This window comes from Algibacter sp. L4_22 (assembly GCF_023473045.1).
Lineage (GTDB): Bacteria > Bacteroidota > Bacteroidia > Flavobacteriales > Flavobacteriaceae > Algibacter.
Genome location: NZ_JAMCOK010000003.1, coordinates 340,721 through 364,066 on the forward strand (window position 1 = coordinate 340,721; position 23,346 = coordinate 364,066).

Sequence of the window (23,346 nt, forward strand, 5' to 3'; positions counted from 1 at the left end):
AAAATTCTATACGGATTAAAGCCTGCTAATTTACTTTAATTTTTCGTTATTATGGTGCCTATCATGGTCACGTTTTCCTTTCTTGTACATTCTTTCATCGAATGCTTTTTGTAAATCGACTCCGGTTTGATTGGCTAAGCATAATACAACGAATAAAACATCGGCTAATTCTTCACCTAAATCTTTGTTTTTATCACTTTCTTTTTCGCTTTGCTCTCCGTATCTACGGGCAATTATTCTAGCGACCTCGCCTACTTCTTCTGTAAGTTGAGCCATATTGGTAAGCTCGTTAAAATAGCGAACACCGTGTTCTTTTATCCAATGGTCAACTTCTTTTTGTGCGTTTTGTATATTCATTATATTCTACTTAAAACTATTTGTTCGTTTTCTTTTTCTATCATTTGTGCAAAATAAGCTTTTAAAGCTTCGTAATATTCTGGAGTAATTATTGCTGAGCTTATCTCAGATGTTAGAGACAATTGTATTTTACCTTCTTCACCTTGAATACGGTAAACAAACTTCCCTAAATTATTAGGTAATGCATAAGCCACCGATTCCGGCACACTTTCTATTTTATAACCTTCTGGTATGCTTATATTAATCTTACTAGATGTTTTAGATGGATAACCAAAATCTACAGGAAACTCTCTTTCGCTTAGTTTAAAGGGGTTATCTGTAGTTTTCAGGAAAAATAATGGCGAAAAATACATTTTATCACCAATAATATCTGCTTGGCTTTCTTTTACAAATTTATAAGATTCTACAATAGGCTTGCCCAGATCTAATCCGTTTTTAACCTCGTAATCCGAAATTTCAAGTCCATCGTACTTATTTTCTAATTTCTCAATAAAATCATCACGATCAACATCAATAAATTTTTCTCTAAACGATAGCGCTTTATGATTCTTTTTTATACTTCTATACCCACCAGATAAATCACCATTTTTAGTTAAACTTCCCATGAAAAAAACTGAGTTCTTAGAGATTTGTTTAGGATATAAATCCACTAAAGTAGAACCACCAGCTTCTGCTATAACACGTCCTTGCCAGTTTAATGTTCTAAAAGGTAAAACATTAGGAGTACTAAACTTACTTGTGGCATCTAAGAGCATATTACCTTCAATTAATTTAACATAACTCACTACATAATTATATCCTTCTAAGGTTGGAAATAATGGCACACCGTGTTCTCTAGTACTTACTAAAACCGGGTAAGCTCTAAGTCCTGCATGTTGCAACATAGCAGTAAGCATTAAATTAATTTCGGCAACATTACCCACTTGTTCTTTGTATGCTTTTTTAACACCATCGTCCGTTCCATAACCGTAATAACCATTCCATTTTACTTTGTTTTTTACATAGTTAAATATTAACGCTGTGCGTTGCAATGGATCGGAAACTGTTGCTATTAGTGCATCAATATCGTCTTCAAAATAACCTTTTTTATTTAATTCTTGACCAAAATTTGAGTTATCGTAAATAGTATTTACTACATCGGGCCAGGATGTGGTATATGACTTTATAGGTGCATCTGGATACTTAGTGTAGGATAGCTCGTATTTTACAGAAGATCTGTAATTATCAATATTATTAACATAAGGTTCATCCTTTAGGGGCGGTACATTCTCTATATCATACTCTGTAATATGCTTTGTAAAGTTTAAATCTTCTGAATAAAACGATCTATCTTCTGTTCTACCCGTAAATGTTATTTTATCTGACTGAGCACTCTTTTTAGGCATAACCCTTAAATACCCTCTCACGTTCACTTTAAAGCTAAAATATTCTGGAGCCTCAAATCGAGCTTCTATTTTTTTAACAGGAATATCATGTTGAAATACAAATTCGTCTACATTGTATATAAACGGTGAATTAATTCTGTATTTATACTCTACAATACTACCTGCCTTTATATTAGGCATGGTAAACTTATACTCATTACTGTATTTTGATAGTTCCGTTTTAAAAATACCATCTTTAGATAGTTTAGTTTCAACAATTTTACCATCTACTAAACTATAAGTATACGCTTTTAAGTTTCGAATTTCCTCATCGCTCCCTCCACTTACACTCAATCTATTTGATTTCGTTGCATAATCGAATCCTTCTTGATTATAAATCTTAATGCGCTCGTGCACTTCAGTTATCAGAGTAAACCCATTTTGCTCATCATACTGATAAAAAGATTTTCGATATTTATATAAATACGTTGCACTTGCTGAAGAATCTAAAGGATTAAACTTTTCTTGCAATTCTTCTTTAGATACTTTTCCAAAATGGTAATCTTGGGCAAATACGGTTAATGAAAAACAAAAGGTTACTAATAGTGAGGTTAGTTTCATAGTATCATTTTACTTTTTAATTAATGCTACTTTAGCATTATCGAGTTTTGATATTTCTTTATAAAAGGTTCTAAACGCAGCGTAATCTTCTTTAGGGAATTCGCCATCGTTTATAATAAATGTTCGTTTATATTTTATTTTAGAATTATCAATAGCCGAAATTTCAGTAATATAGCTACCGAAATCTGTTTCGAGCACCTGCCCTTTTGGTAATGATTCTATATTATAGTCCGTTGGTAAACTAATTTCTACCTCATCTACATCTTTAAAACCTCTATTTATTTTTAATGGAAGTTTTCTACTTCTATATCTGTCTGGAATATGCTGGTTTCTATTTAACACATTCAAATTAACCAGCATACGGTTCCCCACTTTTTTAGTATAATTATTCGCCTGAAAATCTATGTTTTCAACTAATTCTACGGTCTGTTTATCATTTTCAATATCTATGCTATTTATAGACATATTATTTATGTATTTCCAACGTTTTTTGTAATACACATCTAAATCACGTTCTGGTTCGGTTTCTAACCAATATTTATCGTTGTATTGAATACCTTTTGAGTTTACACTTACTTTAGCGTCGAGAGATCCATCGTTTAATATAGTACACAAACCATTTATAGTTTGTAAACTTTCATCCGGATTATATTTTTTGGTATGCTCTATTTTCCCTCCTTCTGATGAAATTACCAAAACATCTCTATCATCTGTAAAATCGCCAATAAAACCGAAAGGTAATTTCTGGCTCGTACATTCTAACCAAATATTTTCATTTTTATTTGGTATGTTTAGAATAACGTGATTACCCTGCATACCAGCAAAATCTTTCTCTAAGCTACGTTGTGAATCGCCTGCAAAAACTACGGAATAATTAGATTCTATACCTACCGCTTTAAGTAATGCTAACGTATAATTGGTAAGTGCTTTACAATCTCCATAACCTAATCTATCTACTTCCGAAGCATTAAAAGGTTTCCACCCACCTATACCTACTTGCACACTTATGTAGCGTACTTTATTTTGAACGTATTCGTATATCTTTTTTGCTTTTGCTACATCATCTGGCTCATTTTTAACTAATGCCTGAACCATCATTATTGTTCCTGCCGATAAATCGTGTGTGTTCTTAATTAAATCATGATACATCCAAGTTCCAAATTCATTCCAGTTTTCAACCACAGAACTCACACCTTCTAAAGTAAACTGTTTTGAAGCAAACATTACTTTTGGGATAACATCCGAAAAATTAGGACTATACTCTTCTGGCTTAATTGCCAAAATATCTTTTATTTCGTAATATATTTTAGTCGAAGAAACATCTTTATTAACCTTAAAACCTTCAATATTTTTCTCTTTTTTTCTAATTGAAAGTTCTTCAGGAAAACTTAACGTATAACTACTATTTTCTATACTTAAAAAATATTCATTCACAGGTGAAAACGAATTTATAAAAGCCGTGTTATTAGTTTCGTATTCCGAATTAAATTCAATGGTATACGGATATTTAATCGCTGTATATTCTAGATATTTTACACGAGAATCGGAATACAGTGTTCCTCCAGATACGGCGCTTACATCTCTAAAATCTTTTTCTTTTATTTTCTTAATCACTTTTCCGAAGTTATTATAAACCAGAACTTCTAATGTTTTAATGTTTACATTTTTATCGTAATACAAATAAGCATTAATAGCATCGTTCCCTTCTTTATTAAGTACGGTTACTATACGTTTTTCGGTAACCAACATGTTTCGAGAAGATTCTAAAACGATATCGGTATTATTTAACCTAACAACAGCATTTGCATGCTGTTTTAAGTTATCAGCTATACTAAAACTGGTGTATAAATTTTCTTGGGAAAAACTAAAAAGAGTTATAAATAAAAATAGTGTATTTAAAATACGTTTTAAAATCATGAAATGAGGTTAAGTTTATTTTATAGATAGGGAGTTTAGCTTTTTTTAAACAAAGTAAAACGGGCTAATCCTTATTTTTACTAAATTTAAAAACCAAAAACCTGATAGCTAATATAATAAAACACGGCATAAATATGTACTTAAATTCGCTAAAAATAACCTGAACACCGCGTTCTGATATAAATTTACCAATACCAATCGGTGAAACACGAATATCTTGAAATGGAAAGAAAAACCGGTCGTTATTAAAAGGAATAAAAAAGCCAACACCTTTTCCTCCAGAAGTCATTGCATCTAAAAGCCCATGAGACATTGTTGAAACGAAAATCACTAAAAACCAAATAACTTTATTACTTCGTCCTAAAGTAAACATTAAAAGTATTGCCCATAATAAAGCAAACACAATAGAATGTGTAAAGCCACGATGCCCTAAAGGAGAACTGTAAGCAACTCCAAAATTAAAACCAATAACATCAAAATCGGGTAAAATAGTTGAAAAAATTGCGGCAAGTAATAACCATTTTAAGTTTTGCTTATTAGCTACTTTCACTAAAGTATAACCAACTATACCGTGACCAAAAACAGATGCCATTATGCTTTATTTTTTGTATCTATAATTATAGTTACTGGGCCATCGTTAAGTAATTCGACTTTCATGTCTGCACCAAATTGTCCTTTTTGTATTGGTTTCCCCAAATCGGATTCTATTTGTTTTATAAAATCTTCATATAAAGGAATAGCAACATCGGGTTTTGCTGCTTTTATATAACTCGGTCGATTGCCTTTTTTAGTTGAAGCTTGAAGCGTAAATTGACTTACTATGATAACATCGCCATTTGTATCTTTCAGAGATTGATTCATCACACCATCTTCATCTGAAAAAATTCGAAGATTTACAATTTTGTTTGATAACCAATTAATATCAGTCTGTTCGTCTTCATTCACAATTCCTAAAAGGATTAAAAGTCCGTTTTGTATGTTGGCTACTTTTTCGCCCTTTATAGTAACGCTTGCTTTTGTAACGCGCTGAATAACTGCTTTCATTTTTTAATTGAATATTGAAAACCTTGTCGGTCTTAAAAAACCTTCTAACAAGTGTTTTTTAAATCTAAATTTATCCCTTACGGGGAAATGTCTCAACAATGAATAAAGAAGACTAATCCCAAATATCTGTTCGATAATGCTCATCTTCACCCTCAACAAGCTGTATATAACTTCTATAACGAGAATATTCAATATCACCTTTATCTAAAGCTTCTTTTACAGCGCACTTAGGTTCTTTAATGTGTAAGCAATTGTTAAACTTACAATCTTGTTTTAATGCGAAAAACTCAGGAAAATAATCTCCTATTTCTTCTTTTTCCATATCCACAACACCAAAACCTTTAATTCCTGGTGTATCTATAATTTGAGCACCAAAACTTAAATCGAACATTTCGGCAAAAGTTGTAGTATGTTGCCCTTGCATGTGTTGGGTTGAAATTGCTTTAGTCTTTATATTTAATGTTGGCTCAATGGCATTTACTAACGTTGATTTTCCAACGCCGGAATGACCAGAAAACAAACTTACTTTACCAGCCATCAAGGCTTTTACTTTATCTACATTTTTACCAGTAACGGCAGAAACTCCAATACACTCATAACCTATTTTACGATAAATATGAGCTAAATATTTTACTTCATCTAATGTATCTTGATCGAAAGTATCCGTTTTGTTGAATAATAAAACTGTTTTAATTGAATAAGCGTTTGCCGTAACTAAAAAGCGATCGATAAAACTGGTTAATGTTGGTGGATTATTAATGGTAATCATTAAAAAAACCTGATCGATATTTGCCGCAAGTATATGAGTTTGCTTTGAAAGGTTAACTGATTTACGGACAATATAATTGAATCGATCATGAATATTATGAATTATTCCCGACTCCTGATTGTTATCGGTTTCCAATTCAAAATCTACTATATCGCCCACAGCAATTGGGTTGGTACTTTTAATACCTTTAATTCTAAATTTCCCTTTTATTCGGCATTCGTAAGTATCACCCAATTCGGTTTTTACGGTATACCAACTTCCTGTAGATTTATAAACGCGTCCTGTCATATTCTCCAAAAATAATCTAAAAAAATTATTTAATGATTAAGACTAAACATATATTAGTAACTTAATTTTAAACAACCCAAAAAACAATGAAAAAACTATTATTTTCAATCTTATTCTTAACCATTACTATTGGTGCAACTTCTCAAACAAATCTTTATGAAAACCCTGAGTTTGATGAAATTGCTAAATCTCACAAAATTATTGCCGTTGTTCCTTTCAAAACACAAGTAAAACTGAGACCTAAACAAATGAAAGACATGAGCAACGAGCAGTTGCATAAGCTAGAAAAAGCAGAAGGCGAAGGCATACAAACAGCCATGTATTCTTGGTTTTTAAAAAGAAAGAAACGAGGTAAATTACTTTCTTTAGAAGTGCAAGATCCAAAAGTAACAACTGCTTTATTAAAAAGAAATGAAATAGACTACGATAATGTTTTAGACTACACTCCAAAAGAATTAGCTGATATATTAGAAGTAGATGCCGTAATATCTGGCGATTTTGAAACTAACAAACCGATGTCTGAAGGTGCAAGCGTAGCTTTAGGTGTGCTTTTTGGAGCTTGGGGAAGCACAAACAATGCAATAATAAACATGTCTGTACATAATGCCTTAGATGGTGTTTTACTTTGGAATTACAACAAAAAAGTAAGAGGAAGCATAGGTAGCTCTCCAGAAGATTTAATTAACATTTTAATGAGAAAAGCGTCTAGACGTTTAGCTTATACTAAAAACGATTAATCTTTTTATAGTCCTACTATATATTAGATTTGAATCCATAAAAAAAGCCTCGCTATGCGAGGCTTTTTTATATATCTAAATTAATAGTTACTATCCGTTAATCACTTTTTCTTGGTGATTAATAGATTCTTGGTGTACTGCTTTAAACATTTTTAAGATAAATTCTTCACTTAAACCATATTGCTCACCTTCTAAAACCATTTTACCTAAAATTTCGTTCCAACGTTTAGATTGCAAAACTGCAACGTTTTTCTGTTTTTTAAGCGCTCCGATACCATCAGAAGTTTTCATACGTTTTCCTAATAATTCAAGAATTTGATTATCAACTACGTCAATTTGTGCTCTTAAATTATCTAAAGAACTGTTGTACTCTTCTTCAGTATTAGATTCTTTTCTAATTTTCAAATCTCTCATAATTTGAACCAAAGTAGATGGTGTTACTTGTTGTGCAGCATCACTCCATGCTTTTTCTGGATCGTAATGCGTTTCAATCATTAATCCATCAAAGTTTAAATCCAAAGCGGTTTGAGATACATCAAAAATCATATCTCTATTTCCTGTAATATGCGATGGATCGTTTATTAATGGAATATCTGGATATTTGTTTTGAAATTCAATAGCTAATTGCCATTCTGGAGTATTTCTATATTTAGTTTTTTCGTAAGTAGAAAATCCTCTATGGATTGCTCCAATATTCTTAACACCAGATTTGTAAATTCTTTCGATACCACCTAACCATAAAGCTAAATCTGGATTTACTGGGTTTTTAATTAATACAGGCTTATCTGTTCCTTGTAAAGCATCTGCAATTTCTTGCATGATAAAAGGACTTACTGTAGAACGTGCACCAATCCATAACAAATCGATATCATGCTCTAAAGCTAATTTTACGTGAGCTGCATTAGCAACCTCCGTACAAACTTTCATACCAGTTTCAGCTTTTACTTTTTGTAACCATTTTAAACCTAAAGCTCCAACACCTTCAAACATTCCTGGGCGTGTTCTTGGTTTCCAAATACCAGCTCTAAAATAGCTTACATCGGTATCTTTTAGCTCATGCGCTATTTTTAATACTTGTTCTTCTGTTTCAGCACTGCAAGGTCCCGCAATTACTAATGGATGATCTAACTTTAAATCATCTAACCAAGTTCTCATTTCTTTCGTGTTTTCCATAATCTTAATCAAATTTCAAAATGAAATTCCAATTTCCAAACTTTGTTTTAATGTTTCGTATTGTGTTGAAATTGGAGATTTATTTTTTTTCTAGGTTTAATGTATTCCGTTTAAAATATCTTTTATATAATTTGTACTTTCCATCTCTTTATAAATAGCTTCGAAATCGTCTTGTTCCATAAGCTCTTTAAAGTGAGATAAATTACTAATATACTCGTCTAATGTTTCAATAACATTGGTTTTATTTTGTTTAAAAATTGGTGTCCACATGGCTGGCGAACTTTTTGCTAAACGCACCGTCGATGCAAAACCACTGCCCGCCATATCGAAAATATCGCGCTCGTTTCGTTCTTTATCAATTACGGTTTTACCTAACATGAATGCGCTAATGTGCGATAAATGCGATACGTAAGCAATATGTTTATCGTGTGCTTCCGGATTCATATAGCGAATACGCATTCCAATATCACTAAACAGTTTTAATGCCTTTTCTTGTAGTTTGAAAGTTGTTTTTTCAACCTCACAAACAATATTCGTTTTTCCCTGAAACAATCCACTAATAGCAGCTCCTGGCCCAGAATGCTCTGTTCCTGCAATAGGATGCATGGCTAAAAAATTTCTACGTTTAGGATGGTTTTCAACCACTTTACAAATATCAACTTTAGTTGAACCTGCATCGACAACCAAACCTGTTTCTGGAATTAAATCCAAAATAGTTGGCAACAATTTTACGGTAGCATCTACGGGTATAGAAATAATTACTAAATCTGCATTTTTAAGATCGTCTAAAGTTGCTTTCTTATCAATTAAATTAAGTGCCAGCGCTTCATCTAGCGTGCTTTCCTTTCTGCTAATACCATGGATAATAACATCTGGTCTAAGTGCTTTGATATCCTTAGCCAAACTTCCTCCTATTAAACCTATGCCTATTGAATATATATTTTTCATTCTTCTCCCGAACTTTCTCCATAAGAGAACGAACTGTTACGGGTTTTACTTTATTACTATTTACTCCTTTTTATTACTTTTACTTACTTTTAGACTATAACGAAACTACGAACTCACGCGTCTAATAGCTTCGTGTAAATCTTCAGTTTGTGCACATAATGAAAACCTAATATAACCTTCACCTTGCGATCCAAAAATAGTTCCCGGCGTTAAGAATATACTCTTCTCTTTCAATATTAAATCTATATATTCTTCGGCTTTTATATGTAAAGGCAATTTTGCCCAAACAAAAAGCCCTGTTGCATTTTCATCATACGTACAATTTAATGCTTCGGCCAGTTTCCAAACTAAATCACGACGCTCTCTGTACACATTATTTAAGGTTGCAAACCACATGCTAGAACATTTTAAAGCTTCAATAGCTCCTTTTTGAATGCCGTAAAACATCCCAGAATCCATATTACTTTTTACTTTTAAGATATCATTTATATACTTATTATCACCAACAACCATCCCAACACGCCATCCGGCCATATTAAAAGTTTTACTTAATGAATTAAGCTCTAAACAAACATCTTTTGCGCCCTCCACATTTAAAATACTCGCTGGGTTATCATTTAAAATGAAACTATATGGATTATCGTTTATAACTAAAATATTATGTTTTTTGGCAAAAGCAACCAACTCTTCAAACAACGATGCTGAAGGTTGTGTTCCTGTTGGCATATGCGGATAATTTACCCACATTAATTTCACTTTAGTCAAATCTAATCGCTCTAAATCTTCAAAATCTGGTTGCCAATTATTTGCTGCATCTAATTCATAAAACACAGGTTTTGCTTCCATCAATTTTGTTACAGATTGATAGGTTGGATATCCTGGATTCGGAATTAGAACTTCATCACCTTTATTTAAATAGGCCATTGAAATATGCATAATACCTTCTTTACTTCCCATTAATGGAAGCACTTCCGTATTCGGACTTAAATTAACATCATAATGTGTTTTATAAAACCCTGAAATTGCTTGACGTAATTCTGGCAAGCCCTGATAACTTTGATATTTATGAGCATTCGGACTTAACAATCCTTCCGTTAAAGCTTCAACAACTTTCTGTGGTGGTTGCAAATCTGGACTACCAATACCTAAATTAATTACAGGTTTCCCACTCGCTATTAACAAGTTTACCTCTTTCAATTTTCGCGAGAAGTAGTATTCTTCAACACTATGCAATCTATCGGCTACTTCAATCATATTTTCGCATTTTTATATTCACCTAAAACTTTAAAATCTTCGCCCATTATTTCAATAAGAGATTGTGCTTTTTTAAAATCGGCATAATCATCAAAAGTAACATCAACAAAAAAGGCATATTTCCATGGCGTTTCTACTATTGGTAAAGATTGTATTTTAGTTAAATTTAACTTACAATCGCTCATTACATTCAAAATAGTTGCTAAACTTCCACGCTTATGGTTAGCTTCAAACTTAATAGAAGCTTTATTTATTTCGGTTTCCAAAACTTTAGAATCCTCACGTTTTACAATTACAAAACGAGTTTCATTATGTTTTATAGTTTGAATACTATTTGCTAAAATATCTAACTCAAAAAGTTCGGCTGCCAAAGCACTTGCAATTGCTGCAACACCTTTTAATTTATGTTTTTGAATACGCTCTGCAACTTCGGCCGTATCCTTATCTTCAACTAATTTAATATGCGGATATAATTTAAAAAATGCCTTACATTGTAACAATGCCATAGGGTGTGAGTACACCTCTTTTATATCTGCAATAGTTTGGTTTGGTAATGCCATTAAATTATGCTGAATATCCAAATAATGCTCTCCTATAATATGAAGGTTATATTTATCAATCAACGCATAATTAGGAATAATAGAACCTGCAATAGAATTTTCTAAAGCCATAATTCCAGCATCACATTCTTTAGAAATTAACACATCAACTACCCTATCGAATGTTAAACAATCGATGGTTTCCACAGGATTTTCAAAAAATTGTTTCGACACAATATGATGATATGATCCTTTTACACCTTGTATTGCTACTGTTTTTATCAAGTTTCTATTATTTATTAAGTTTTCAATCAAGTGTTAAACAAAAAAAGTCTCGATTTTCATCGAGACTCATATTAAATTTATTGTTATAAATTATACATACAATGCCTCGTTCTTCTCGCTAAAAAAGAAATAAAACCAGTTGTTAAAATATGTATAATATACTGTCATACTCATAATTGAGTGGCTAAAGTAATTAAATAATTAAGAAATCAAAATACAATAAAAACTTTTTTTAGTATTTGTTGCTAGTTTTAATGAATTTACAGTAAATCTTCCATATTATTACGCTATATCGAATAATATATAGATTTTACAATAACATCTTAAAAGCGATTATTATCCTATTATATACCTTATAATTATTATTTTTGAACAAACTATTAAATTATGTCGATAGAAGTCGCTGGAATATCAAAAATTTACGGAACACAAAAGGCTTTAAATAATGTTTCATTCAAAGTGAATAAACCCGAAATCGTTGGTTTTCTAGGCCCAAACGGCGCTGGGAAATCGACCATGATGAAGATTTTAACCACATATATTCAACCTTCTGAAGGCACTGCTAAAGTAAACGGTTACCACATAAACGAAGCAAAGCAATTAGTACAGCAAAGTGTGGGTTATTTACCAGAACACAACCCGTTGTATTTAGATATGTTTGTAAAAGAATATCTAAAATTTAATGCAAACATTTATAAGGTTGATAAAAAACGCATTGATGATGTTATCGAACTTACAGGCTTAGCTCCCGAAATGCATAAAAAAATAGGGCAACTCTCTAAAGGGTATCGCCAGCGTGTTGGCTTAGCAAATGCTCTACTTCATGATCCTGAAGTCTTAATTTTAGATGAGCCTACAACTGGTTTAGACCCGAACCAATTAGTCGAAATAAGAAATCTAATTAAAAACATTGGTAAAACAAAAACCGTTTTTCTATCTACGCACATTATGCAAGAGGTAGAAGCTATGTGCGACCGTGTGATTATTATAAACAAAGGAGAGATTGTTGCCGACAAAAAACTTACCGAACTACGAGACGAAAAGGAACAGATTGTAATTGTAGAATTCGATTTTAGAGTTGAAGATGCTTTTCTGCTAAGATTACCAAAAGTAAACAGCGTAAAAAACACGTATGGTTTTGTTTATGAAATAACTTTTATTACTTCGGAAGATATGCGTGCTCATGTTTTTGATTTTGCACATGATAACGAATTAAAAATTCTTCAACTCAATCAAAAAAATGCAAGTTTAGAATCCCTTTTTAGAGATTTAACAGCATAATCCTTCTTTTTAAATTGCAAAGCATGACAAAAATCATCTTTAGCAACATCCAAACCTAATAAATTTGCAATCATAACTAGATAAAAATAGATTATTCCTATTTAAAACAGGTAAAATCTTTATATTTATAACGTAACAAATACATTACGATGAGCAAAGGAATTTATGTAGCAACGATTGAACCTAACAGTGGAAAATCTGTAATTGTTTTAGGTTTAATGAGAATGCTTTTAGGCAAAACAGCTAAGGTTGGATATTTTAGACCAATTATTGAAGACCTCGAAGAAGGTGAAATGGACAATCATATTAGTACCGTTCTTTCACATTTCGAAATAGATATTAATTATAAAAACACTTATGCTTTCACTAGAAATGAAGTGGTCGATTTATATAATCAAGGTAAATCGGGAAAGGTTATTGATGAAGTTATTAAAAAATATAAATATTTAGAAAGCCGTTTCGATTTTGTTTTAGTTGAAGGAACCGACTTTTCTCATGAAAACTCGAGCTTAGAATTAGATATTAATATCTTAATTTCTAAAAACCTTAGTATTCCTGTTATTATTGTTTCTCAAGGTGATAAAAAAGACGTTAAGTCTATTTTGGATAGTGTACAATTGGCACATGATACATATAAAGAAGAAGTAGATGTCATATCTATTGTGACTAATAAAGTAGATATAGATCAAATTTCTGTTTTAAAAGAACAATTAAAAAAGCGTATAAAAACAAATGCCGATATTACGGTAATACCAAAAATAAAAAATCTATCAAGCCCAACCATTAAAGAAATTGTAAAAACCCTAAATGGTACTATTCTTTTTGGTAAAGACATGGTTAATAACCAAGCCGAAAACTTTAATGTTGGTTCAATGCAATTACGGAATTACCTAACACATTTAAAAGAAAATGCGCTTGTTATTACACCTGGTGATCGCGCTGATATTATTCTTGGTGCTCTGCAAGCCCATATTTCTAAAAATTACCCAAAACTCTCTGGTATTGTATTAACGGGTGGTTTAATTCCAGAAGATTCTATTTTAAAACTAATAGAAGGCCTATCAAGTGTTATCCCGATTGTAAGTGTTAAAGCTGGTACTTTTGCTGTTACAAATACTGTTGGAAAAATAAAATCTAAAATTTATCCGGATAATAAGGAAAAAATAGAAACATCTATAGCAACTTTCGAAAAGTACGTTGATACCGATAAATTATCAAATGATTTAATCACTTTCAAATCAGAAATATTTACGCCAAGAATGTTTCAATACAATCTTTTACAACGTGCTTTAAGTAATAAAAAACATATTGTTTTACCCGAAGGGAAAGACGAACGTGTATTGCGAGCTGCAGTACGATTATTGGATGCTCAGGTTGTAGAATTAACTTTAATAGGAGACGAAGATCAAATTAAAGAGCGCCTTATCACTCTTGATATTCCGCTAGATACTAGTAAACTTAATATTGTATCGCCTACAAAATCACCTTATTTTGATGATTATGTAAACACGCTTTATGAGCTAAGAAAACATAAAAATGTAAACCTAGAAATGGCTAAAGATATGATAACAGATGTATCATATTTTGGCACCATGATGATTTACAAAGGCCATGCCGATGGTATGGTTTCTGGAGCTGCACATACCACACAACACACACTAAGACCTGCACTTCAATTTATTAAAACAAAACCAGATGTAAATATTGTATCCTCTGTTTTCTTTATGTGTTTAGAAGATCGAATTTCTGTTTTTGGAGATTGTGCTATTAATCCAAACCCAAATGCAGAACAATTAGCCGAAATAGCAATTTCATCTGCCGAGACTGCTAAAAACTTTGGAATAGAACCTAAAGTAGCTATGCTCTCTTACTCTTCTGGAGCTTCTGGGAAAGGTGTCGATGTAGAAAAAGTACGTGAAGCTACCGAATTAGTGAAAAAAATAGCACCAAATATTAAAATTGAAGGTCCAATACAATATGATGCCGCTGTAGATATGCGTATTGGTAAAAGTAAATTACCAGACTCTGAAGTTGCAGGACGTGCAAGTGTTTTAATTTTCCCAGATTTAAATACAGGAAACAACACTTATAAAGCCGTACAAAGAGAAACTGGAGCATTGGCCATTGGCCCTGTTCTTCAAGGACTTAACAAACCTGTAAATGATTTAAGCCGTGGCTGTACTGCCGACGATATTTACAGCACAGTAATCATTACCGCAATTCAAGCACAAGACCTATAAAAATATGCAAGTACTCGTTTTAAACTCTGGAAGTTCATCTTTAAAATTTCAATTATTCTCAATGCCAGCAGAAACTATTTTGTGCTCTGGCCTTATTGAACGTATTGGAATGGATGACGCGAAATTTATTTACAAAACTGAAAAAGATACCATAGAACACATTACTGCTATTTACAGCCATAAACAAGGTTTAGAATTACTAGCACATCAACTTTTAGATAGTGAAACTGGTATTATAAAATCTGCGGAAGACATTGATATTGTTGGACATCGTGTAGTACAAGGTGGTTCTCGATTTAAAAAAACAACAGAAATTACACAATTAGCAAAAGAAAGCATAAAAGACCTTTTTAGCTTAGCACCTTTACATAATCCTGCAAATTATGAAGGTATTGAGGTTGCCGAAGCAATTTTCCCTTCCGCTAAACAAGTTGCCGTTTTCGATACAGCATTCCACCAATCTATTCCAGAGCACGCTTATAGATACGCCATACCAAACGAACTTTTAACCGAACATAGAATAAGATTATATGGTTTTCACGGTACAAGTCATAAATACGTTTCAGAACAAGCCATCGATTATTTAGGTGAAAAAGAATCAAAAATTATTTCAATTCACTTAGGAAATGGTTGCAGTATTACAGCGATAAAAGATGGAAAAAGTGTAGATCATTCTATGGGATTAACGCCTTTAGGTGGTTTAATCATGGGAACACGAAGTGGTGATATTGATCCTTCAGTGATTTTTCATTTAGCTCATAAATTAGATTATACAATAGATGAGATTAATACACTTTTATTAAAGAAAAGTGGCATGTTAGGCTTAACAGGATTTAGCGATTTAAGAGAAATTGAAGCAGAAGCTGCTAAAGGAAACAAAGATTGTTTGTTAGCTTTGCAAATGAATGCTTACCGCATAAAAAAATATATTGGTAGTTATGCTGCTATACTAAATGGAATAGACGCCATTGTATTTACAGCAGGAATTGGTGAAAACTCCGAACTTATTAGAAAAATGGTATGCGAAGATTTAGATTTCTTAGGAATCGAAATGGATATCGATAAAAACAAAGGGAGAGCTAGTCATTTAAGAGCAGTACATACCGATGAATCTAACGTTAAAATATTAATTATTCCAACAAACGAAGAATTAGAAATAGCGAAACAATCTGTTGAGTTATTCGAAAATTAATCGACCTTTATAAATCTCTTCAACATCAATAACTGGTGGTGTATTAACAGAAATAACATCACCAGTACCAGAAATTTTCCCCGTAAGGGATAGTTGCGGATTTACAATCATATCATTAGAACTACGGTTCCATATATTAATATTTTGAGCTACTAAATCACCTCCTTCAAAACGAGATGTTCCTGCCGCAAAAACAACACTTAAGTTTGTTGTTTTTCCAGAAATAAAACAGTTTGAAAGATTATTAAAAACCAAACTAAAAGAATCATTATCAATTTGCAAATTGAAATTACCATTTGTAAAAGTATCGGGCTCATTAAAATCTTCTGCTAAAACAGTTAAACTTGGGTAAGTTAAAATCCCATCAGAACTTACGTCATATTGTGTAGAACTTCTTATTTCTGTAATATTTGGCGAAGTAACATACACTTTAGTAACACCATAATCACGAACATAGTTACAACTATTGTTATCGGTTAAAACTAACCTCCCATCAGTGACTACGGCCTCAACATCATTCATCAAGTTTTTACCTGTTTCAATAATTATTTGTTGAGAAGCTCCATCCTTTATAACAACTTCTACATCGCGGTTAACTAGTATTTTAGTAAACGTACCTACAGTAACTTCCTGCTGAATAATAGTTCCCGCTTTCTGAAAACAATCGCCTGTATTCTCGCTATCACATGCAAAAACCAGACTTAAAACTAGTATATAAATTAACTTTTTCATAATCGAACACCTATTCCAAATTCAACAGCTTCTGCTTTTGCACCATGTGATTTTAACGTCATAGTTCCAAACCACTTTCTACTTTTACCAACATATCTTTTTAAACCAATTCTTAAATAGGTTTGGCCTTCAAAATCGTATGGATAATACACATAATACCCAAACTGAGTAACTAACGATGTTCTATTAATAAACAATTCGTGACCCACAAAAACACCAACGCGCTTATAATCTTCATCTCCCGAAACATTTTCTTCAGGAAAAGAAACACTTCTAAAATAAATAAGTTCTTTTAAAAAGTTAGAAAAAAATACATCGGCACCAAATTGCAAAGCACTTTTTCTATTGATTCGTTTATCTGCATAGGCCGAAAAAACATAAAATGGAAATTGTCCACTTCCTACAATATCACTCTCATTAATTCCCGATCTAAAGGCTAAATTATATTTTACAGATTCGGTAAACTTCATATAATTATCCGTTAAGGTATGCTGATATTCTAATTCCTCACGATCTAAATTATAAGTTACCCCTATATTTAACGCCACAGTATTTGTACTTGCGTTAGGAGCCTTAACATTAGCATTAGAATAATGAATTAATGAAAACCCAGCCTGCACTCCAAAACGATCAAAAATGCGTTCCTTCTTGTAGTTTAACATCACCATAGTACTGCTCATCAACTTACTACCGTACGCTATATTTCTATAGTTATCAACCTTATCATATGGGGTTTCGGTATATCCCAAACCTTGCCCAATTCTAAACATTAAATTCCGGTTCAAAAAATAAAAATTAAAATGCGCATATAGGGAAGTAACACCTCCCAAAACATCATTTTTCATGTTTTGGTAAGCATAAGTTACCCCATAATCGGGATAATTAAAACGTTGTTCCCAATCGTTAAAACCATAAGTTTTTTTATTCCAACTTAAAATATAACCTTCAGGGTGCCCTTTAATTAAATGAAGAATATCGTTATTATGTAACGCAATATTACCCTTAAAATAGTTTAAGTCTAGGTATGAGGTATGTTTTTTATCTTGCGAAAAACCGCTAAAAAAAATAATACAAAAAATGCAGGTATAAAGTAATTTCATCATTGGGATATGTGCGGCAAATGTACTTAAATTTCAAAACTTAAGTACACAGCCCATATTTATATTAAAACAATGCCTCGGCAATCGCCTTAACATTATCACTTTTACCCATAGAATAATAGTGTAATACAGGAACACCGGCCGCTTTCAACTCTTTAGATTGTTGAATAGCAAACTCAATTCCCGCCTGTCTTACTGCCTTATTGTCTTTACAACCTTCAACCGTTTCAATTAAATCTTGAGGTAAATCAATTTTAAAAACCTGAGGTAAAATCTGTAAATGTCTTTTTACAGCAATCGGTTTAATTCCCGGAATTATAGGCACATTAATACCAGCTGCTCTAGCTTTATCAACAAATTCAAAATACTTATTATTATCAAAAAACATTTGTGTAACCACGTAATCTGCACCAGCATCTACCTTTTCTTTTAGACGACGTAAATCGGTAATTAATGAAGGTGCTTCCATGTGTTTCTCTGGGTAACCAGCTACTCCAATACAAAAATCAGAATTATGTTCCACCTCAAAATCATCATGCAAATATTGTCCACGATTTAAATTCGTAATCTGACTAACCAAATCTGCAGCAAATGCATTTCCTCCCTTTACAGGTTTAAAATACGGTTCATCCTTCATCGAGTCGCCACGCAAAGCCATTACATTATCCAAACCTAAATAATGGCAATCTACTAAAACGTATTCCGTTTCCTCTTTAGTAAAACCACCACACAATAAATGCGGAATGGCATCTACCTGATATTTATGCATAATTGAAGCACAAATTCCAACCGTTCCAGGGCGCATACGTGTAATTCGCTTATCCAACAAACCATTACCTTTATCAATATACACATACTCCTCTCTCGAAGTCGTAACATCAATAAACGGCGGATTAAACTCCATTAATGGGTCAATATTATTGTATAAATCCTGAATATTTGTTCCCTTTTTTGGTGGAATCACCTCGAATGAAAACAATGTTTTACCATTTGCGTTTTTAATATGATCTGTAACTTTCATTATCTGCTCAATTTATTAATGCCGAATTTATTTCAACACTCAATATCTATTTAGTTTAATTTTATTTGGGCGTTACCACAAGGGTCGCGCTTTCCGCTATATCTTTTTTTGCCATTGGTGGCAACAAAAAAAGGATGCCGCATCAATCGCTAACGCAGTCTAATCTGCAATGTTAGCGTGCAACCACTTTCTTGCTTTCGCTTTTGTAATGCCTTTTCTTTCAGAATAGTCTGTAACCTGATCGTCGGTAATTTTACCTAACCCAAAATATTTAGCCTCTGGATTTCCAAAATAATATCCAGAAACTGCAGCCGCTGGCCACATTGCTAAACTCTCGGTAAGTGTTACTCCTATAAGTTTTTCAACCTCTAACAAATCCCAAATCGTTTCTTTTTCTAAGTGATCTGGGCATGCCGGATAACCTGGCGCTGGACGAATCCCTTTGTAAGTTTCTTTAATTAAATCAAGAGTTGTTAAATCTTCATCGGCAGCGTAACCCCAATGTTTTGTTCTAATCTGTTTGTGTAAATATTCGGCGAAAGCCTCAGCAAACCTATCGGCAATAGCCTGTGCCATAATACCGTTATAATCATCGTCTTTAGCTCTATAACTATCGGCCAATTCTTGTGCTCCAAAAATACCAACGCAAAAAGCTCCCATATAATCCGATTTACCACTATCTTTTGGCGCGATAAAATCCGATAATGCATGATTAGGAATACCTTCTCTCTTTTTAAGTTGTTGTCGCAAAGTCCTGAAAACAGCTATTTCCTTTCCACTTTTCTGAATAGAAATATCGTCGTCATTAATCGAATTTGCTTCAAATAAACCAAAAACAGCTTTAGGCTTTAAAAGTTGCTTGGCAATAATTTCTTTAATCATTTCCTGAGCTTCAGCATACATAATTGTTGCTTGCTCTCCAACAACCTCATCGGTTAAAATATCTGGAAATTTACCATGTAAATCCCAACTTCTAAAAAACGGACTCCAATCTATAAAAGGTTCTAGTTCCTTTAAACTTAAAATCTTCAAAATCTGAACACCTAATTCTTTAGGTTTTACAATTTCCGAAGTATTCCAATCAATTTTATATTTTCGTTTTCGAGCTTCTTCTATAGAAATATAAGATTTCTCTTTACCGCGTTTTAAAAACTTGGTTCGAAATTCATCATAATCAGCTTTCATCTTGGCTACATACTCATGCGATGTTTTCTTATTCAGCAAATCACCAACAACCGTTACCGCTCTTGACGCATCATTTACATGCACCACCGCATTTTTGTATTGCGTATCAATTTTTACAGCCGTATGTGCTTTTGATGTGGTTGCTCCTCCTATAAGTAAAGGCACCTCAAAATTTTGACGTTGCATTTCCTTTGCTAAATACACCATTTCATCAAGCGAAGGTGTAATTAATCCAGATAGTCCAATAGCATCAACACGTTCGCTTATTGCCATCTCTATAATTTTTTCTGGCGCCACCATAACACCTAAATCTACAATTTCATAATTGTTACAAGCTAAAACGACACTCACAATATTTTTACCAATATCATGTACATCACCTTTTACGGTGGCCATTAAAATTTTACCAACAGGTTCTTGCTTATCTCCTTTTTCTTCTTCTATAAATGGATTTAAATAACCTACGGCTTTTTTCATTACTCGAGCAGATTTCACCACTTGCGGTAAAAACATTTTTCCTGCACCAAATAAATCACCAACCACATTCATTCCTGCCATTAAATTACCTTCAATAACTTCAATAGGTTTATCGGCTTCCTGTCTGGCTTGCTCTACATCTTCAATAATAAAAGCATCAATCCCTTTTACTAAAGCGTGTGTTATTCTATCTTGTAATGGGTTTTCACGCCACGATAAATCTAATCCTTTTTCAACTTTAGAACCTTTTACCGTTTCGGCAAAATCTAATAAACGCTCTGTAGCATCTTCTCTTCTATCTAAAATAACATCTTCTACATGCTCCAGTAAGTCTTTTGGAATATCATCGTAAACCTCCAATAATGCTGGGTTTACAATTCCCATATTCATTCCTGCCTGAATAGCATAATATAAAAACACAGAATGCATGGCTTCACGAACACCATCATTCCCACGGAATGAAAACGATACGTTACTTACACCTCCACTAACACTTACATTTTCTAGATTTTGGCGAACCCAACGTGTAGCTTCAATAAAATCTATAGCATTTCTTCGGTGTTCGTCCATTCCTGTTGCTACAGGAAATATGTTTAAATCGAAAATAATATCTTCGGAGGCAAAACCTACTTTATTAACTAAAACATCGTAAGATCGTTGCGCAATTTCTATTCTTCGCTCGTAAGTATCTGCTTGGCCATCTTCATCAAAAGCCATAACAATTACAGCTGCTCCGTAACGTTTTATTTGTTTAGCTTGCCAAATAAAGTTTTCTTCACCTTCTTTTAATGAAATAGAATTTACGACACATTTACCTTGAACAACTTGCAAACCAGCATCGATAATTTCCCATTTAGAACTATCTATCATAATTGGTACACGGCAAATATCTGGTTCGGCAGCAATAAGGTTTAAAAACCGTATCATAGACTCTTTACCATCAATTAAACCATCATCAAAATTGATATCGATAATTTGTGCACCACCATCTACTTGATGACGTGCAATATCTAAAGCCTCATCAAATTTCTCTTCTTTAATAAGTCTTAAAAACTTTCTAGACCCTGCAACATTCGTTCGTTCTCCTACATTTATAAAATTGCTGTTTTCGTTTAAAACCAAAGGTTCTAAACCAGATAATTTCATGTATTTAGTTTGTTTTATTTTCATTACTTATAATGTTCTACTGTTGGGAAAGGTTCGTAAAAATGATGCAACAATACTTTCCATTCCTGATATTTTTGTGATTGTCGAAATCCTACTTCATGATCTTCAATCGTTTCCCAGTTCACTAATAATAAATACTTATCCTCTTGCTCAATACACTTTTTTAAATCGTGCGATATGTAACCTTTCATTGATGAAATGATATTTTGAGCAATTTGAAAAGCATCTTCAAAGTCTTTTGATAATCCTTTTTTAATATTCAATGTGGCTACTTCTAAAATCATATTCAATATTAATTAAACCAACTCACCAAAAGGCCTTGGTTTATATTTTGCCGCAATCTTTGCAATAACACTAATATGCTCTGGACTTGTACCACAACAACCGCCAATAATATTAATTAAATCTCTTTTTAAATATTCTTCTATCTGCTCTCCCATTTCCTCAGGGCTTTCATCATATTCACCAAAAGCATTAGGTAATCCTGCATTTGGATGTGCTGATACTGCAAAATCTGTTTTAGACGCAATAGCTTCTAAATGCGGTTGCAATAAATTAGCTCCTAAAGCACAATTAAAACCAACTGATAATAATGGAATATGAGATACAGAAATTAAAAAAGCTTCGGCTGTTTGTCCAGATAAAGTTCTACCAGAAGCATCGGTAATAGTTCCGCTTAACATGGTAGGCATATCAATATTGCGTTCGTCTTTAACTTCCTCAATAGCAAATAATGCTGCTTTAGCATTTAAAGTATCAAACACCGTTTCTACCAATAGTAAATCGACGCCACCATCTATTAACGCTTCTACTTGTTGTTTATAAGCAATACGTAACTCATCGAACGTTACAGCTCTGTATCCTGGATCGTTAACATCGGGAGACATACTAGCTGTTCGGTTTGTTGGTCCTATTGATCCTGCTACAAAACGAGGTTTGTGTGGTTCTTTTGCCGTAAACGCATCTGCTACTTCTTTGGCTATTTTAGCCGATTCGTAGTTTAGTTCGTATACCAAATTTTCCATTTGGTAATCTGCCATAGCAATAGTAGTTCCCGAGAAAGTGTTGGTTTCTACAATATCTGCTCCTGCTTCAAAATACTTTCCGTGAATTGTTTTTATCGCCTCTGGCTGTGTTAAAGACAATAAATCGTTATTTCCTTGAAGTGAGGTTGGATAATCCTTAAAACGTTCTCCTCTAAAATCTTCTTCTTGAAATTTATAGGCTTGAAGCATGGTTCCCATAGCTCCATCTAAAACTAAAATGCGTTCTTTTAATGCTTGATATATATTCGACATTTTTATTTCTTTTTACAGATTGGTTCAAAATTTTCATTTTCGTTATTTTTAGAACCTCTTTTTATTGGGGTATTATCTAACGAAACACGAAGTTTTAAACTTTGTATTTTTATATAATTTTATTCTTTATCAAGAAAAGTAATTGAAACACTTTTCGTTATCTTTCTAATAATTTTAAAAACTATTAAGTAGAATTTAGCACCTTCTTTAAGATTCTGAAAAGTCATCAGAATTCCCAAAGGGTTGCCAAGGTTTCAACGGGTCTATTCCCTCTGCCTTTCTTGATAACACTAATACGTTTATGAACGGCTTCCAATTATGGAAATGCGTTTGCAAAAATAACAACTATATTTTTGT

The 23,346-nt window shown here is 32.7% G+C and carries 20 protein-coding genes and 1 riboswitch; of the genes, 4 read left to right on the forward strand and 16 right to left on the reverse strand.

Annotated features, from left to right (window positions below; all coding sequences use genetic code 11):
• Positions 1–30 precede the first annotated feature (30 nt).
• The 6 genes from M4I23_RS09590 to rsgA form a co-directional block, all read right to left on the reverse strand.
• Entirely contained in the window at positions 31–357 is a 327-nt protein-coding gene (locus M4I23_RS09590) for a nucleotide pyrophosphohydrolase (RefSeq protein WP_158844128.1), read from the reverse strand.
• Positions 357–2,342: a DUF3857 domain-containing protein gene (locus M4I23_RS09595; RefSeq protein WP_249754239.1), complete on the reverse strand. Its 1,986-nt coding sequence runs from the start codon at positions 2,340–2,342 to the stop codon at positions 357–359. Before M4I23_RS09595 ends, M4I23_RS09590 begins: the two co-directional genes overlap by 1 nt.
• Before the next feature lie 9 nt (positions 2,343–2,351).
• A complete protein-coding gene (locus tag M4I23_RS09600; RefSeq protein WP_158844132.1) occupies positions 2,352–4,259 on the reverse strand; it encodes a DUF3857 domain-containing transglutaminase family protein in 1,908 nt (635 codons plus the stop codon).
• 64 nt (positions 4,260–4,323) lie between these two features.
• Positions 4,324–4,851, reverse strand: a complete 528-nt coding sequence (locus M4I23_RS09605) for a metal-dependent hydrolase (RefSeq protein ID WP_249754240.1) — start codon at positions 4,849–4,851, stop codon at positions 4,324–4,326.
• Positions 4,851–5,303: a D-aminoacyl-tRNA deacylase gene (dtd, locus tag M4I23_RS09610; protein ID WP_249754241.1), complete on the reverse strand. Its 453-nt coding sequence runs from the start codon at positions 5,301–5,303 to the stop codon at positions 4,851–4,853. The genes M4I23_RS09605 and dtd overlap by 1 nt, the downstream gene beginning before the upstream one ends.
• 112 nt (positions 5,304–5,415) lie before the next feature.
• Positions 5,416–6,360: a ribosome small subunit-dependent GTPase A gene (rsgA, locus tag M4I23_RS09615; RefSeq protein ID WP_158844138.1), complete on the reverse strand. Its 945-nt coding sequence runs from the start codon at positions 6,358–6,360 to the stop codon at positions 5,416–5,418.
• 86 nt (positions 6,361–6,446) lie between these two features.
• On the opposite strand from rsgA, the gene M4I23_RS09620 reads away from it, so the two are divergent.
• Entirely contained in the window at positions 6,447–7,097 is a 651-nt protein-coding gene (locus M4I23_RS09620) for a hypothetical protein (protein WP_158844140.1), read from the forward strand.
• A 90-nt stretch (positions 7,098–7,187) separates the two neighbouring features.
• On the opposite strand, the gene M4I23_RS09625 is transcribed toward M4I23_RS09620, so the two are convergent.
• From M4I23_RS09625 to M4I23_RS09640, 4 genes are all read right to left on the reverse strand, one after another.
• Positions 7,188–8,270, reverse strand: a complete 1,083-nt coding sequence (locus M4I23_RS09625) for a bifunctional 3-deoxy-7-phosphoheptulonate synthase/chorismate mutase type II (protein WP_249754242.1) — start codon at positions 8,268–8,270, stop codon at positions 7,188–7,190.
• 96 nt (positions 8,271–8,366) lie between these two features.
• Positions 8,367–9,218: a prephenate dehydrogenase gene (locus M4I23_RS09630; protein WP_249754243.1), complete on the reverse strand. Its 852-nt coding sequence runs from the start codon at positions 9,216–9,218 to the stop codon at positions 8,367–8,369.
• 105 nt (positions 9,219–9,323) lie between these two features.
• Positions 9,324–10,472 (reverse strand): pyridoxal phosphate-dependent aminotransferase, encoded by a 1,149-nt coding sequence (locus tag M4I23_RS09635; RefSeq protein WP_249754244.1) that lies wholly within the window; start codon positions 10,470–10,472, stop codon positions 9,324–9,326.
• The gene (locus M4I23_RS09640) at positions 10,469–11,296 is read right to left on the reverse strand and encodes a prephenate dehydratase (protein ID WP_158844148.1); all 828 of its coding nucleotides are present in this window, start codon (positions 11,294–11,296) and stop codon (positions 10,469–10,471) included. The genes M4I23_RS09635 and M4I23_RS09640 overlap by 4 nt, the downstream gene beginning before the upstream one ends.
• Before the next feature lie 387 nt (positions 11,297–11,683).
• On the opposite strand from M4I23_RS09640, the gene gldA reads away from it, so the two are divergent.
• The 3 genes from gldA to M4I23_RS09655 all read left to right on the forward strand — a co-directional run bounded on the left by gldA (position 11,684) and on the right by M4I23_RS09655 (position 16,009).
• Positions 11,684–12,577, forward strand: coding sequence for a gliding motility-associated ABC transporter ATP-binding subunit GldA (gene gldA, locus M4I23_RS09645; RefSeq protein WP_249754245.1), 894 nt, complete (start codon positions 11,684–11,686; stop codon positions 12,575–12,577).
• A gap of 149 nt (positions 12,578–12,726) precedes the next feature.
• Complete coding sequence (pta, locus tag M4I23_RS09650) at positions 12,727–14,817, forward strand: phosphate acetyltransferase (protein ID WP_249754246.1); 2,091 nt, start codon at positions 12,727–12,729, stop codon at positions 14,815–14,817.
• 4 nt (positions 14,818–14,821) lie between these two features.
• Positions 14,822–16,009, forward strand: coding sequence for an acetate/propionate family kinase (locus M4I23_RS09655; protein WP_249754247.1), 1,188 nt, complete (start codon positions 14,822–14,824; stop codon positions 16,007–16,009).
• Here M4I23_RS09655 and M4I23_RS09660 read toward each other — a convergent pair.
• From M4I23_RS09660 to M4I23_RS09685, 6 genes are all read right to left on the reverse strand, one after another.
• Positions 15,995–16,741 carry a head GIN domain-containing protein gene (locus M4I23_RS09660; protein WP_249754248.1) on the reverse strand — a complete coding sequence of 249 codons (747 nt, stop codon included), beginning with the start codon at positions 16,739–16,741 and terminating at the stop codon, positions 15,995–15,997. The genes M4I23_RS09655 and M4I23_RS09660 overlap by 15 nt on opposite strands.
• Entirely contained in the window at positions 16,738–17,841 is a 1,104-nt protein-coding gene (locus tag M4I23_RS09665) for an acyloxyacyl hydrolase (RefSeq protein WP_249754502.1), read from the reverse strand. Before M4I23_RS09665 ends, M4I23_RS09660 begins: the two co-directional genes overlap by 4 nt.
• Positions 17,842–17,905: 64 nt before the next feature.
• Entirely contained in the window at positions 17,906–18,862 is a 957-nt protein-coding gene (gene metF / locus M4I23_RS09670; protein WP_158844158.1) for a methylenetetrahydrofolate reductase [NAD(P)H], read from the reverse strand.
• A 159-nt stretch (positions 18,863–19,021) separates the two neighbouring features.
• Positions 19,022–21,694, reverse strand: coding sequence for a methionine synthase (gene metH, locus M4I23_RS09675; protein ID WP_158844160.1), 2,673 nt, complete (start codon positions 21,692–21,694; stop codon positions 19,022–19,024).
• Positions 21,694–21,975, reverse strand: coding sequence for an antibiotic biosynthesis monooxygenase (locus tag M4I23_RS09680; RefSeq protein ID WP_158851539.1), 282 nt, complete (start codon positions 21,973–21,975; stop codon positions 21,694–21,696). Before M4I23_RS09680 ends, metH begins: the two co-directional genes overlap by 1 nt.
• Positions 21,976–21,987: 12 nt before the next feature.
• Complete coding sequence (locus M4I23_RS09685; RefSeq protein WP_158844162.1) at positions 21,988–22,989, reverse strand: homocysteine S-methyltransferase family protein; 1,002 nt, start codon at positions 22,987–22,989, stop codon at positions 21,988–21,990.
• Positions 22,990–23,143: 154 nt separating this feature from the next.
• A riboswitch (SAM riboswitch) is annotated at positions 23,144–23,280 on the reverse strand.
• Positions 23,281–23,346 lie beyond the last annotated feature (66 nt).